The organism is Burkholderia sp. 22313, from assembly GCF_052045245.1.
GTDB lineage: Bacteria > Pseudomonadota > Gammaproteobacteria > Burkholderiales > Burkholderiaceae > Burkholderia.
Genome location: NZ_JBQEON010000018.1, coordinates 1 through 14,300, shown reverse-complemented (window position 1 = coordinate 14,300; position 14,300 = coordinate 1). Strand labels below are relative to the sequence as shown.

The window sequence follows — 14,300 nt, the reverse complement described above, 5'->3', positions numbered from 1 at the left end:
AATAAAAATTCATGAGCCATATGACGGGGTTGGGGCGGGCGTGTGTGTTGCTCGCCATGATGGGAGGCATGCAGGGCGCGTACGCGCAAGGCTTGGCCGGCAATGGGGCGCCGGCGGTACAGCCGGCATCGGCACCGGTGGCGGCGATTCCGGTGATCGATCAGCAGGTGCAGACGTCGGTGCAGCCGCAGGCGGGTGAAACGACCGGGCCGAGCACGGTCGACGAGTTGCAGCGCCAGATCCAGGCGCGTTCGCTGACTGAAATGCGCACGAGCTATAACGGCAGCTACGGCGCAAGCCTGCTGTTCAGCGTGAAGGACGGTTCCTATTTCGTCGCGCTGTTCCAGCAGAAGGCATTCTGGCGCGTGATCAAGACTTCCGACGAATCACGCGCGGAATCGATCTATCGCGATTTCTCGCATCAGGCGGAACGGCTGGCCGTCAACGAGTTGCGTGCGGCGAAGCTGGAATCGCAGAAGGCACAAATGGACCGGCAGATCGAAGTCACGCAGGAGCGGGCGCGGCGCTTGCAGGCCGACATCTCGATCGCGCGCGAGCAGCAGGCAGCTGTCGCGGATCGCCAGAAGAACGTGCGTAACGAAACGGCGGCGTTGCAGGCGCAACAGGCGGAGCTCCAGTCGCAGTTGCGCGCATTGCAGCAGCAGGTGCGTTCGCTGCAGCGCGAGGCCGACGCGGGCTTGCCGACGAAGGTACGCTGAGCGGTCACGGCGCGGCCGCTGCGGCGACATGCCGCGCCGACCCACCAGTAAAAAGGGCAAGCCGGTTGGCTTGCCCTTTTGTTTTACTGGCCGTCCGGCACGATTCGCCGGCGGCGCGTGACGATCACCGGCCCGTTGCCGCCGCGCGAATCGGACGACGACGTATTGCCCGATGCATCGCCGGCATCACGCGGCGCACCGTATTCACGCGGTTCGCGCGGGGCGCCGTAGCCTTCGCGCGGTTCACGCGGCGCGCCATAACCCTCGCGCGGTTCACGGGAACCGTAACCTTCACGCGGCTCGCGCGAGCCGTAGCCGCCGTCGCCGCGCGATTCGCGGGAGCCGCCATGCGAGCCGTACGGGCTGTGGCCGCCACCTTCGCGACCGCCCGGCCGGCCGCCGGGCCGCGGGCCGCGGGGACCGCTGCCGCCAGGACGGGAGCCGCCCGTGTCGAGCTGGATCGTGGAAATCGCGCGCTTGTAGATGCCTTGCAGACCCACGGGGGTGCGCAGCATCACCAGGTACTGGTCGAACGACTCGATACACCCCGTCAGGCGAATGCCGTTGACGAGATAGATTTCAACGCGCTTACGTTCCTTGCGCGCCGCATTGATGAAGTCGTTTTGCGGATGGGATTCTGCGGGATTGGCCATTGAGGTGCGGCAGGAGCCTGCGTCAGAGAATATGTTGTGCGTGTGTGTGGCGTGGTCGCCCACCCGGTGTTTGGCGGGATTTTACCCTGTTCGTTCCACGAGCGCGCAGTCGTGATTGTGTCGAACCGTAACCCACTATAGACGTTCCCGCGCATTTTCGCGATTCGGTCAAATGGCTAGTGCCGTTCGGTTACGTCGCGTTACGACTCTCGCAACGGCGTAGCACCTGCCGGTGCGCGGCTGACGTACCTTCGTCGCGCGTGCCGGGCAGGCCGGCAGATCAGGGAACGGGAACATGAACACGAAGGGATTGGCGGTTTTGATCGGGAGCATGGCATTGCTCGCTTCCGGCAGTGCAATGGCGCACGTCGACCTGTCGGTGGGCATCGGCGTGCCGGTCGCGCCGGTCTATGCCGAGCCGGCACCGGTCTATGTGGCGCCGCAGCCGGCCGTGGTCGCCTATCCGGGCTACGGATACGGCTACTACGGCGACGAGGACGACGACGGCTACCGCAAATGGCGCCGGCACTATTACAAGCACTGGCGCAAGCATCACGACGATGACGACGACTGACTCCGGCGTGCGCGGCGCGCGTGACGCTCAGAACGCGTAGTCAGGATTTTTAGGATCGAACGCGGATTCGTCGAGTGTCGCCGGCGCGATCTTCTCGATGACGATCCGCTCGAAGATCCTGCCGTCGTTGTCATAGGACTCGACGGTCCGGAAGTAGGGCGCGTGCAGGTCGAGTCCGAGGGTTTCCTTTTTCGCGTAGAACTGCGGCCGGCCGGTGGGCGTCTCATAGGTGAGCGCGACGACGCGCACGCCGCCGATCGTCTTCGCTTCCACCTGCGTCGGCCGCTGCACGCCGGCTTCCTGGTATTTCTTGCCTTCGGTCAGGTACAGGTTCGTGATGAACTCGGTGCCGAGATCCTTCACCTGGTGATTCGACTGTGCGCGGGCGAGCGCACCGTCGAGCGCCGTCCACAACGGAATCTTGCCGAGCAGGCCGCCGAGATGGCCGTACATCTCGTCCTTGCGCTGCGTCGTGTCGTAGATCGTCTCCTGGCCCGCATGCGCGCCACCCGGCAGCCATTTCGCATACACGCGCAGCGGCTCGCGGGTGATCTTCACGAGCATGCGGTCGGGCGTATCGGACCATTTCCCGCTGATGCGTTCCTGGCGCACCATCGTGAACTGGTACGACGGATAGCCGTTGGGACCGTTGCGGATATAGAGCGGCACGGCGAGCGGATCGAGTGCCTTGAAGAGTGCCGTGAGCGTGGCGTCGTCGAGTTGCGCGAGCGTGCCGCGCTGGGCGGCCGTGCGCAGCCAGCGCGCCTGCTGCGAGACCGGCTCGCGCGTGACCTTTGCCAGGTCCGCCGGCAAGGCGGCCTCCTGTGCCGCGCTCGCGGCATCGGCCGTTTCCTGCGCATGCAGCCCCGGCTGCACGAGCAACAGCATGCACGCAACCGCAGCGGCGGCAACGTGCGCCGCGCGGTGCTTCTTTCCTTCGTTCATCGACAGCGTCTCCTGGGGCGATGGGGCTTCAGCCGTGCTTCGCGGCGTTGATCTTCGCGAGTTCCTCGTCGCGCAGCGCGCGGCGCAGGATCTTGCCGACGTTCGTCTGCGGCAGCGCGTCGCGGAACTCGACGAGCTTCGGCATCTTGTAGCCGGTGAGGTTCTTGCGGCAGTGCGCGAGCACGTCGTCGACCGTGAGCGTCGGGTCGCGACGCACGACGAACACCTTGATCCGCTCGCCCTGCACCTCGTCGGGAATGCCGATCGCGGCGGCTTCGCTGATGCCCGGATGCATGACCAGCACTTCCTCGATCTCGTTCGGATACACGTTGAAGCCCGAGACGAGGATCATGTCCTTCTTGCGGTCGATCAGACGGATGAAGCCGCGCTCGTCCATCACGCCGATGTCGCCGGTGCCGAGCCAGCCGTCGGCATCGATCACCTTCGCGGTTTCGTCGGGCCGCTGCCAGTAGCCGCGCATCACCTGCGGACCGTGGACGCACAGCTCGCCCGGCTCGCCGATGCCGGCCCAGGTGCCGTCCTCGCGGCGAAAGCGCACGAGCGTCGACGGCGCGGGCAGGCCGATCGAGCCGCTGAACGCGGCCATGTCGTTCAGGTCCACCGGATTCATCGTGACGATCGGCGAGCATTCGGTGAGCCCGTAGCCTTCGACGACCGGCCGGCCCGTGACCTGCTGGAAGCGCTCCGCGACCGCGCGCTGCATCGCCATCCCGCCCGCCATCGCGAGCTTGAGCTGCGAGAAGTCGCGCTTGCGGAATTCCTCGTTGTCGAGGAACGCGTTGTACAGCGTGTTGATGCCGGTGATTCCGGTGAACGTTTCGTGGCGGATGATCTTCATCACCATCTTCATGTCGCGCGGGTTCGCGATCAGGATGTTGCGCCCGCCGAGCCCCATGAAGATGAACGCGTTCACCGTCAGCGAATAGATGTGATAAAGCGGCAGCGGCGTCAGCACGGTTTCGACGTCGCCCGACACCTGGTCGGCGATCCACGCCTTGGCCTGCAGCAGGTTCGCGATCAGGTTGCCGTGCGTGAGCATCGCGCCTTTCGCGACACCGGTCGTGCCGCCCGTGTATTGCAGGAACGCGAGATCGTCGCGCGTGGTCTGCACGGGCTGCGGCTTGCCGCGCGCGCCGAGCGCGAGGGCGGGGCGCAGCCGGATCGCCTGCGGCAGGCTGTAGGCCGGCACGAGTTTCTTCACGTGCTTCAGCACGAAATTGATCAGGCGTCCTTTCGCGTTGAAGCCGTCGGCGAGCAGGTCGCCGAGCGCGGTGACGACGATGTTCTTCACCTGCGTTTCCGGCAGCGCGTCCTGCAGCGTGCGCGCGAAGTTTTCGAATACGACGATCGTCTGCGCGCCGCTGTCCTTCAGCTGGTGCGCGAGTTCGCGCGCGGTGTAGAGGGGATTGACGTTGACGACGATCGCACCCGCCTTCAGCGTGCCGAACAGCGCGACCGGGTACTGGAACGTGTTCGGCAGCATGATCGCGACGCGGTCGCCCGGCTTCACGCCGGTGCTTTGCAGATACGACGCGAATGCATCGACTTTCTGCGCGAGCGTGCGGTAGGTCATCGATGCGCCTGCGCTCACGTAGGCGACGCGCTCGGCGAAGCGCGTCGTGCATTCGTCGAAGAACTGCACGAGCGATGCGTATTGCGTGACGTCGATCTCGTGCGGCACGCCGGGCGGATACGATGCGTACCAGACGCCGTCGCTGTTCGGCGGGAGCTGGGCCGCTGCGGTTGCTGCGGATGAGGACATGATGTGTCTCCGGTGTCGGCGAGAGTTAGCGCTTCAGCGCTTACTCTCGCCCCATGCTTCGCGGTCGGCGAAAGTCAGCACTTCAACGCTTGCTCTCGCCCCATGCTTCGCGGTCGGCGAGAGTCAGCACTTCAACGCTTGCTCCCGTCTCATGCTTTTCGTCGACGAAAGCCAGCCTGACTCCCGCCGCATGACAGTCGTTCGGCCCGAGCCCGCGCATCAACGCCGACCCGGGCCGCCCATATCGTGGAACGCCGCCTGCGCGGCCGGATGCGATCAGCTTGCCGAATGCAGCGTCGCGGTATCGACGGCTGCCGTACTCGACGACAGCCCGAACGCCTCGCTCGCGCCCGCATCGTCGAGCACGGCCGCGAAGATCGACAACTGCGCACTGTCGGGCATCGGCGCCTTCAGTGCGGCGACGATCAGCGAAGACAGCCGCGCGATCATCTGCACGTCGTTCATCGTGCGGCCTTGCGAGAACTCGTCGATCAGGCTTTCGGTCTCGGCACCGGCCAGCGCGCCGGACAGCGCGCCGATCGCGAAGTGCAGCCGCCAGCCGAGCTCCGTGCGCGGCAGATGCGGCAGCGCGCGCTGGAACGCATCGAAGAACCGGCCGGCGACGCTTGCGTAGTGCGCGGTCAGGAAGTTGCGCACGAACGGCGACGGGTCGGTGTACGCGCGGCCGATCAGCCGCAGGAATGCGGGGCCGCCGCGCTCGGGGTCGCGGGACGCCTTCAGCGCGGGAATGAACATCGCGCCGAGCACGTGTTCGCAGGTGATATGCGCACCGAGCTGCGCATCGAAGCGGTCGAGGATGCCGACGCGTTCCTGGTTGAGCTGGTCGAGCCGGCGCGACAGCATCGCGTGGATCAGCGCTTCCTTGCTGCCGAAGTGGTAGTTGACCGCGGCGAGGTTCACCGCCGCGCGCGACGTGATCTGCCGCATCGACATCGCTTCGAAGCCATGTTCGATGAACAGGTCCTCGGCCGCGTCGAGAATGCGCGCCTTCGTGCCGCCGGTCTGCCGATTGCCGGATGACCGCGTCCCGGACGACCGTCCCGCGGACGGTCGTCCCTCCTGACTTACTGCCATGTCCCGCCTCCCAATGCCGGTCGCCCGGCCGCGAACAGGTGATTTGCTTATCTGATTCAAACAGCCGTTTTTATTAAGATAAAAAGACGCGGGCGGCGCGGGCAAGCGGGGAATCTGGACAAATTCCTCTAGTTCGATGTGCGGATGCGGAAAGTCTGTCGCGCGGCCCCGACGGGACGGGGCACGCGCGATGATGCGATGCGGCAATACGAGCGGTCAGCCGACGGTGGTACGCGTATTGACCGATTGCGTCATGTCGATGCCGCGGCGTTCGCGGCTGAACAGGATCAGCACGGCGATCACGACGGCCACGGTGCCGGCCACGAGCGCGAGGGCATACGCGTAGTTGTTGCCTTGCGAAACCGCGAAGGATGCCTGCATCGTCGCGTTACCGGACGCGAGCAGATTGCCGAGCTGGTAGACGACGCCAGGGAAGGTCGCGCGGATCTCGTCGGGCGAGATCTCGTTCAGGTGGACGGGGATCACGCCCCACGCGCCCTGCACCGAGATCTGCATCAGGAACGCACCGGCGGCGAGCGCGAGTGCGCCGCTCGAGAACGCCCACAGCGGCAGCACCGGCAGCGCGATCAGCGCGGCGATGAAGATCGCGCGGCGGCGGCCGATCCGCTCCGAGATCGCACCGAACGACAGGCCGCCGACGATCGCACCGATGTTCAGCACGATCGTGATCCACGACACGGTGTGCGGATCGAAGTGATGCTGTTCGCGCAGGAAGGTCGGGTAGAGATCCTGGGTGCCGTGCGAGAAGAAGTTGAACGCGGTCATCAGCACGATCGCGTAGATCGTGAGCTTCCAGTTCTGCTTCATCGTCGCGCCGAGGCTCGGCCGCGCGCGCTTTTCCATCTGCTTCCAGGCCGGCGATTCGGGCACGTGGGCGCGCACGTACAGCACCAGCAGCGCGGGCAGCACGCCGATCATGAACATCCCGCGCCAGCCGATGTACTGGTAGAACAGACCGAACACGATGGACGCAAGCAGATAGCCGCTCGGATAGCCGGCTTGCAGCAGGCCCGATACGAAGCCGCGCGCATGGGTCGGCACGGTTTCCATCGTTAGCGCGGAGCCGACACCCCATTCGCCGCCCATCGCGATGCCGAACAGCGCGCGCAGCACGAGCAGCGCGGTCAGGCTCGGCGCGAAGCCCGACGCGAGTTCGAGCACCGAGTAGCACGCGATGTTGACCATCAGCGTCGGACGGCGGCCGAAGCGATCGGCGAGCCGGCCGAAGATGAGCGCGCCGAGCGGACGCATCGCGAGCGTCAGCGTCAGCGCGAACGCGACGGCGGGGATGGTCGACGCGAATTCGGCGGCGATGTCCTTCAGCACGAAGACCATCAGGAAAAAATCGAACGCGTCGAGCGTCCATCCCAGATAGGCGGCGATCGTGACGTTGCGTTGTTCGCGGGTCCAGCTCATGTCCGAGGTCTCCTTGTTGGCTTGCGCGCTCGCGATCTGCAGGCGAATGCCAGCCCGGCCGGCGCGCGTTGCGGGGGCATGCAATCGAGTGTAGGCCGCCGTGCCGTGCGATGTGGGGCGCGATAACCTCGAATCGGGAATAATCCCTATGAAATGCGCTATTGCGGAAGCGGAAACGGGGCGGCGCGAGACGAGTGTCAGGCATCTGTATCATTCCGGAAGGCTATTTGTATCAGTTATGTAATGAGTGCGATGCGCATCGCCACCGAATCAGGAGTCCCGATGACCGAAGCTTCCGTTGCCACGTTGCCCGTGCTGGAGACCGGGCGGCTGTGGCTGCGCCCACGCGTGCTGGCCGACCTCGACGCATGCATCGAGATGGATCGCGATCCCGAGGTCACGCGGCACATCGCGGGCCCGTGGCACGACCCGGTCGAGCATCGCCGCTTCGTCACGCACCGGATCACGCGCGACTATCCGCCGGGCCTCGGCTACTGGTCGATCTTCGAGAAGGCGGCGCCCGACGCGTTCCTCGGCTGGATCCTGCTGATTCCCGACTATGCGAGCGGCGCGCGCGACGTCGAGATCGGCTGGCGGCTCGTGCGTGCGGCATGGGGGCGCGGCGTCGCGTGCGAGGCCGCGGCGGCCGTCGTGCGCCATGCGTTCGACACCGTGCGGTTGCCGCGCGTGATCGCCGACATCGCGCAAGCGAACACGGGTTCGCTGAACGTCGCGCGCAAGCTCGGGATGCGGCGCGTGAGCGTCGTGCACGACGGGATGCCTTACGTTCGCCATCGCCTCGAGCGCGACGACTTGCGGATGTAATGCCGCGAACGTGTCGCCGTGCGCGCGGCCGCGTGTCAGAGAGGGGCCATCGCACGGGTATCGAGGTCGCGACGTCTTAACGACTTGCTCGATCAGGAGTATCGTTGCCGGAAATTCGCAACATGGGGTACGACCATGGCACTCGGCAACGACGTTCATCTGATTCCCGTCCGGCTGGACGCGCTGCACCCGACGCAAATGACGGTCGGCTATCGCGAAGTGAAAGCGAAGCGCAAGCACTGGAAGACGCTCGGCAAGCGTGCGCGCAAGGCGGCGATCGAATCGCACTGGTTTCCGGCGATCATCGGCCCGGGCGGCCAGCACTACATTACCGATCACCACCATCTCGGCCTCGCGCTGATCGAGGAAGGGGAATCGCGCGTCAACGCGATGCTGCTGAAGGATCTGTCCTGGCTCGACGACACGATCTTCTGGCGGATGATGGAGCACAACCAGTGGGTGCATCCGTTCGGCGCGGACGGCTCGCGGCGTGACTACGCACACCTGCCGAAGTCGCTGACGGGGCTCGAGGACGATCCGTATCGCAGCCTTGCCGGCGAGCTGCGCACGGCCGGCGGTTATGCGAAGGATGCGACGCCGTTCAGCGAATTCCTGTGGGCCGACTATCTGCGCCAGCACGTGACGCTCGACCAGATTCGCAAGAACTTCTCGAAGGCGCTCGATATCTCACTGCGCCGAGCCCACGAGCAGGACGCGCGCTATCTGCCCGGCTGGTCGGGTGTCATCGCCGTCAAGCCCTGACACGCGCACGGCGCCGATCGCCTCATGACGACCGCACAGACCCGCCCGGATGCCGGCCCGCAGCATCCCGAGCATTTTGCTGCACTCGATGCGGCAACGCCGCCGCCCACGCAGCGCATCGGCCTCGATGCGCTGGCCGGCCTGTCGATCGCCGGCCTGCTGATTCCCGAGGCGGTCGCGTATGCGGGGCTGGCCAACCTGCCGCCGCAGGCCGGCCTGATCGCGCTGCTGTCGGGCCTCGTCGTCTATGCGCTGACCGGCCGCAGCCGCTTTGCGATCGTGTCGTCGACCTCGTCGTCGGCGGCGGTGCTCGCGGCGACCGTGCTGGCCGAGTCAGGCCTGGCGCTGGCCGAGCAGCTCGCGCTGGCGGCCGCGCTCGTTGCGATGACCGGCGTGCTGTTCATCCTGGCAGGCGCCGCGCGGCTCGGCGGCATGTCGGATTTCGTCGCGCGTCCGGTCCTGCGCGGTTTCACCTTTGGACTGGCGCTGACGATCGTCATCAAACAGCTGCCGAAGATTCTCGCGATCTCCGTGCACCACAGCGACGCGCCGCGCGTCGCGCTTGACCTCGTTACCGGCGCGCCGCACGCGAACCTCGCGAGCGGCGGGCTCGGCGCGACCGCGCTCGCGCTGCTGTTCATACTCGGGCGGCGCTCGCGCGTGCCCGCGACGCTCGTCGTGATCGTGCTGTCGATCACGGCCGGCTATGTGCTCGACTGGCAGCAGTACGGGATCGCGATCGTCGGACACATCGATTTCCGGCACCTGGAATTCGGGCTGCCGCATCTCGATCGCAGCGCATGGATGCAGACGATCGAGCTCGCGTTCGCGCTGATGCTGATCCTGTATGCGGAGTCGTACGGCTCGATCCGCAATTTCGCGCTCAAGCACGGCGACAGCGTGTCGGCCAACCGCGACCTGGTCGCCATCGGCTGCGCGAACCTGGTATCAGGGCTGTTGCACGGCATGCCGGTCGGCGCCGGCTATTCCGCGACGTCCGCGAACGAGGCGGCCGGGGCGCAGTCGCGTTTCGCGGGATTGTGGGCCGCCGGCGTGGTCGCACTGATCGTGTGGCTGCTGCTGCCGCAGCTCGCGCGCACGCCGGAACCCGTGCTCGCGGCAATCGTGATCTTCGCGGTCAGCCATTCGCTGCATCCGTCGGTGTTTCGGCCGTACTGGGTCTGGCATCGCGACCGGCTCGTCGTGATCGCGGCGTTGCTCGCGGTGCTCGTGCTCGGCGTGCTGCACGGGCTGCTCGCGGCCATCGGCGTGAGCCTGCTGCTGACACTGCGCAAGCTGTCGGAGCCGAACGTGAGCGTGCTCGGCCGGCTGCGTGACGGGCACGACTTCGTCGACGTGGCGAATCATGCCGATGCAAAGCCGGTGCCCGGTGTGCTGATCGTGCGGCCCGAGGCACAGCTGTTCTTCGCGAACGCGGACCGGATGCTCAATCGCGCGCGCGCGCTGATGAAGGCCGCGCCCGATACGCATACCGTGATGCTGAGCCTCGAGGAAACGCCGGATGTCGACGGCACGACGATCGAATCGTTGCGCACGTTCGCGGCCGAATGCGCGGCACGCGGGCTGCAGTTCGCGATCGTGCGGCTCAAGGAGCACGCGCTGCATGCGCTGCACCGCGCGGCAGACGATACGCTGCGCGACGATGCGATGTCCGAACTGAGTGTCGACGAGAGCCTGCAACAGCTGCAGGCGCGCGGCAACGGCGCGAAGGGCGGCGCATGACGACGCGTCGCGCATGCGCCGTCCGGTGCATGCGCGTGCCGTCTGGCCACATCTGGTGCGACAGCACCGCGTCGACCGGTTCTCCGATCGCGCGGCGCGATCAGCGCGGGCTGCTCCAGCCCTTGTAGTCCTTCACGTTGTCGCGCGTGACGAGCGTCGGCTCGATCAGGATCATCGGGTTGGCCGGCTTCCGGCCGTTCATGATCCCGTAGCCGACGTTGACGGCCTGCTGCGCCATCGCCCACGGATCCTGGCTCGACGACGCCTGCACGAGCGTGTTGGACTTCAGCGCCACCTCGATGTCGGGCGCGCCGTCGACCGACGTGATCACGATGTTCGGGCGGTTCAGCTGCTTCGCCGCGAGATCGCTGCCGATCGCCTGCGGGTCGTTGATCGTGAACACCCCGTCGAGCTTCGGAAAGCGCGTGAGGTAGCCCTGCATCGTGTTCATCCCGCCTTCGCGCGAGCCCTTGCCGTCCTGGTCGCTCGACAGCAGCTTGATGCCCGGATTCTTCGCGAGCACGGCCTTGCAGCCGTTCACGCGGTCGATCACGGCCGACACCTGCGGGCCGTTCTCGATGATCACGTTGCCCTTGCCGTTGAGTTTCTTCGCGAGGTAGTCGCATGCCAGCTCGCCGGCCTTCACGTTGTTGGTCTGCACGGTCGCGTTCGCGCCCGCGGCCGCGACGTCCACCGCGACGACCGTGATGCCGGCCGCCTGCGCCTTCTTCACCGCCGGCTCGATCGCCTTCGGGTCGGTCGCGTTGAGCAGGATCATGTCGACGTGCGCGGAGATGAAGTTGTCGATCTGCGTGAACTGCTTGTTCAGGTCGTAGTCGGCCGACACCGCGGTGACCTTCGCGTTCGGACTGAGCTGTTTCGCGCGGGCCTCGGCGCCTTTCACGATCGTGACGAAGTACGGGTTGCCGAGCGAGCCGACCGTGACGCCGATCGATTTCAGCGGCTTGTCGGCGGCATGGGCGGCGGCAGCGCCGAAGGCGAGTGCGCAGGCGACGGCGGTCAGGGCGGCGTGGTGCTTGAACATGTCGTTGTGTCTCCGGAAGGTCCGTTGGCAAACGGGCGCAGGAGGACCTGCCTGCGCCCCGATGGTTGAACAGCGAGGGAAGCGGTATCAGGTGCGGGCCGAGTCGCGCTGGCGATAGCGGTCGAGCGCGACCGCGCCGATGATCACGAGCCCCTTGATGATGTACTGCCAGATGTCGGACACGCCGAGCAGCACGAGGCCGTTGGTCAGCACCGCGATGATCAATGCGCCGATCAGCGTGCCGACGATCGACCCGACGCCGCCGACGAAACTCGTGCCGCCGAGGATCACCGCGGCAATCGCGTCGAGCTCGTACGACTGGCCGAGCTGCAGGCCGTTGGCCGCGTAGAGCCGGGCGGCCGACATCACCGCGCCGAGACCGGCGAGCAGGCCCGATGCCGCATACACGAACAGCTGGATCGCCCGCACGTTGATGCCCGACAGCCGTGCGGCTTCCGGGTTGCCGCCGACCGAATAGATGCGCATGCCGAGCACCGTGCGGCGCAGGATGAACCACGACAGCGCGATCACCGCGACCGCGATGATGACGAGCCAGGGCACGCCGAGCACCGTGCCGTTGCCGATGAACGCGAACGGCAGTTGCGGGTTGAAGATGGTCGTGTCGTTGCCGATCAGGCGGGCGACGCCGCGCACGGCGGTCATCGCGCCGAGCGTGACGATGAACGGGGGCAGGCGCAGGAACGAGATCAGGCCGCCGTTGATCGCGCCGAACACGAGGCCGACGGCGAGCGCGAACGGCACGCCGAGCCAGCCCCAGCCGGGGAGGGTCGAGGCGAGCAGCGCGGCGACGGCCGACGCGGCGAGCACGGAGCCGACCGACAGGTCGATGCCGCCCGTCAGGATCACGAAGGTCATGCCGGCGGCGAGCACGATGTTGATCGATGCCTGCTGCGTGACGATCGACAGGTTCTGTAGCGTGAAGAAGCCGTCGGTCAGGAAGCCGAAGCCGATGCACAGGACCAGCAGCACCGGCAGCATGCCGGCGGTGCGCAGCAGCGACTGCATGCGCGCGCGATGATCGGCGCCGCGCATCAGCGGCGTGCGGTTGGCGACCGGTTGGGCCGGCGCGGAAGCGAGGTTCCGCTGCTTGGTCGGGTTGATCATTTCGGTACCTTGAATGAAGAGGGAAATGAAGGGGCCGTGGTCAGTGCGCGTCGGCGAGTTCGGCTTGCGAGCCGGTGGCGAGCGCGATGATCGCTTCCTGCGTGATCGGGGTGTGCGTGTGGCCGCCGAGTTCGCCGGCGATCTCGCCTTCGCGCATCACGAGCACGCGGTCGGCGACGCCGATGATCTCCGGCAGTTCGCTCGAGATCACGATCACGCCGACGCCCGCGCGGGCCAGTTCGTTGATGATCCGGTAGATCTCGGACTTCGCGCCGATGTCGACGCCGCGCGTCGGTTCGTCGAGGATCAGCACGCGCGGCTTCGTCTCGAGCAGGCGCGACAGCAGCACCTTCTGCTGGTTGCCGCCCGACAGCGCGCCGACGTTCACGTTCGCGTGCGGCACGCGGATCGACAGCGATGCGATCGCGTCGCGTGCGCGTTCGGCGCCGCGCGGGAGATCGAGCGCGCCGAGCCGTGCATCGCGGTTGCACACGGCGATGTTGATGTTGTCGCGCACGCTCATGTCGAGGAACAGGCCCTGGCGCTTGCGGTCTTCCGTCAGGTAGACGAGGCCCGCGTCGATCGATTCGCGTGGCGAATGGGCGCCGAACGCGCGCTCGCCCAGCTTCACGTCGCCGCGCGTGCGCGGCTCCGCGCCGAAGATCAGTCGCGCGAGCTCGGTGCGGCCCGCGCCGACGAGCCCCGCGATGCCGAGCACTTCGCCGGCATGCAGGTCGAGGCTGCAGCCGCGCACGCGCTCGCCGTCGGCGATGTCGCGCACCGACAGCAGCAGGTGGCCGGGGTCGTACGGTGCGTGTTCCTTCTTGTAGAAACCGGAGATGTCGCGGCCCACCATCATCGCGACGAGCCGCTCGGCCGACAGCGCGTCGCGCTCGAGCGTGCCGATGTACGACCCGTCGCGCAGCACCGACACGCGATCCGACAGTTCGTAGATCTCCGCCATCCGGTGGCTGATGTAGATGATCGCGAGACCTTCCTCGCGCAGTTGCCGGATCAGGCCGAACAGGTGCTCGGTCTCGCGCGAGGACAGCGGCGTCGTCGGTTCGTCCATCACGAGGATGCGGGCGCGGGTGTGCACGGCGCGCGCGATCTCGACGAGCTGCTGTTCGGCGATCGACAGCGTGCCGACGAGCGTGTCGGGCCCGAACGGCGCGCCGAGACGCGCGAGCACGTCCTGGCAGCCGCGCGCCATCGCCGCGCGGTCGATCGTGCCCCAGCGCCGGTTGCCGTGCCGCAGTTCGCGGCCGACGTAGATGTTTTCCGCGACGGTCAGGTTCGGGGCGAGGCACAGCTCCTGGTAGATCACGGCGACGCCCGCATCGCGCGCGGCGAGCGGGCCGTCGACGTCGATGCGCTCGCCGTCGATCAGGATCTCGCCGCCGGCATCGGCGCGGTAGGCGCCCGACAGGATCTTCATCAGCGTCGATTTGCCTGCGCCGTTCTCGCCCATCAGCGAATGGATCTCGCCGGGGTAGACGGTCAGGCTGACGTTGTCGAGCGCGCGCACGGCCGGAAACGTCTTGCTGATCCGGCGCATCTCGAGCAACGGCCGGGGCGACTCAGTACGCGACAT

The 14,300-nt window shown here is 66.8% G+C and carries 13 protein-coding genes; 5 read left to right on the top strand and 8 right to left on the bottom strand.

What is annotated here, in order from left to right:
• The first annotated feature begins 11 nt into the window (after positions 1-11).
• On the top strand, positions 12-719 hold the full coding sequence (locus ACTJKF_RS16420; protein ID WP_440624566.1) for a DUF2968 domain-containing protein: 708 nt from the start codon (positions 12-14) through the stop codon (positions 717-719).
• A gap of 83 nt (positions 720-802) precedes the next feature.
• Here the strand turns inward: ACTJKF_RS16420 and hfq are convergent, their stop codons facing one another.
• Positions 803-1,372, bottom strand: coding sequence for an RNA chaperone Hfq (gene hfq, locus ACTJKF_RS16415; RefSeq protein ID WP_440624659.1), 570 nt, complete (start codon positions 1,370-1,372; stop codon positions 803-805).
• A gap of 295 nt (positions 1,373-1,667) precedes the next feature.
• On the opposite strand from hfq, the gene ACTJKF_RS16410 reads away from it, so the two are divergent.
• Positions 1,668-1,946, top strand: a complete 279-nt coding sequence (locus ACTJKF_RS16410) for a hypothetical protein (protein WP_440624565.1) — start codon at positions 1,668-1,670, stop codon at positions 1,944-1,946.
• A 27-nt stretch (positions 1,947-1,973) separates the two neighbouring features.
• Here the strand turns inward: ACTJKF_RS16410 and ACTJKF_RS16405 are convergent, their stop codons facing one another.
• The 4 genes from ACTJKF_RS16405 to ACTJKF_RS16390 all read right to left on the bottom strand — a co-directional run bounded on the left by ACTJKF_RS16405 (position 1,974) and on the right by ACTJKF_RS16390 (position 7,206).
• A complete protein-coding gene (locus tag ACTJKF_RS16405; protein WP_440624564.1) occupies positions 1,974-2,891 on the bottom strand; it encodes a DUF1571 domain-containing protein in 918 nt (305 codons plus the stop codon).
• A 28-nt stretch (positions 2,892-2,919) separates the two neighbouring features.
• A complete protein-coding gene (locus ACTJKF_RS16400) occupies positions 2,920-4,674 on the bottom strand; it encodes an AMP-binding protein (protein WP_440624563.1) in 1,755 nt (584 codons plus the stop codon).
• 276 nt (positions 4,675-4,950) lie between these two features.
• Positions 4,951-5,769, bottom strand: coding sequence for a TetR/AcrR family transcriptional regulator (locus ACTJKF_RS16395; protein WP_440624562.1), 819 nt, complete (start codon positions 5,767-5,769; stop codon positions 4,951-4,953).
• A gap of 216 nt (positions 5,770-5,985) precedes the next feature.
• Positions 5,986-7,206, bottom strand: coding sequence for an MFS transporter (locus ACTJKF_RS16390; protein ID WP_440624561.1), 1,221 nt, complete (start codon positions 7,204-7,206; stop codon positions 5,986-5,988).
• A gap of 282 nt (positions 7,207-7,488) precedes the next feature.
• On the opposite strand from ACTJKF_RS16390, the gene ACTJKF_RS16385 reads away from it, so the two are divergent.
• The 3 genes from ACTJKF_RS16385 (at position 7,489) to ACTJKF_RS16375 (ending at position 10,536) form a co-directional block, all read left to right on the top strand.
• Positions 7,489-8,031 (top strand): GNAT family N-acetyltransferase, encoded by a 543-nt coding sequence (locus tag ACTJKF_RS16385; RefSeq protein WP_440624560.1) that lies wholly within the window; start codon positions 7,489-7,491, stop codon positions 8,029-8,031.
• 135 nt (positions 8,032-8,166) lie between these two features.
• Entirely contained in the window at positions 8,167-8,793 is a 627-nt protein-coding gene (locus tag ACTJKF_RS16380; protein WP_440624559.1) for a ParB-like protein, read from the top strand.
• A 24-nt stretch (positions 8,794-8,817) separates the two neighbouring features.
• Positions 8,818-10,536: a SulP family inorganic anion transporter gene (locus tag ACTJKF_RS16375; RefSeq protein WP_440624558.1), complete on the top strand. Its 1,719-nt coding sequence runs from the start codon at positions 8,818-8,820 to the stop codon at positions 10,534-10,536.
• A gap of 100 nt (positions 10,537-10,636) precedes the next feature.
• On the opposite strand, the gene ACTJKF_RS16370 is transcribed toward ACTJKF_RS16375, so the two are convergent.
• From ACTJKF_RS16370 to ACTJKF_RS16360, 3 genes are all read right to left on the bottom strand, one after another.
• On the bottom strand, positions 10,637-11,581 hold the full coding sequence (locus ACTJKF_RS16370; RefSeq protein ID WP_440624557.1) for an ABC transporter substrate-binding protein: 945 nt from the start codon (positions 11,579-11,581) through the stop codon (positions 10,637-10,639).
• 87 nt (positions 11,582-11,668) lie between these two features.
• Positions 11,669-12,706, bottom strand: a complete 1,038-nt coding sequence (locus ACTJKF_RS16365) for an ABC transporter permease subunit (RefSeq protein WP_440623311.1) — start codon at positions 12,704-12,706, stop codon at positions 11,669-11,671.
• 40 nt (positions 12,707-12,746) lie between these two features.
• Entirely contained in the window at positions 12,747-14,300 is a 1,554-nt protein-coding gene (locus ACTJKF_RS16360) for a sugar ABC transporter ATP-binding protein (RefSeq protein ID WP_440623310.1), read from the bottom strand.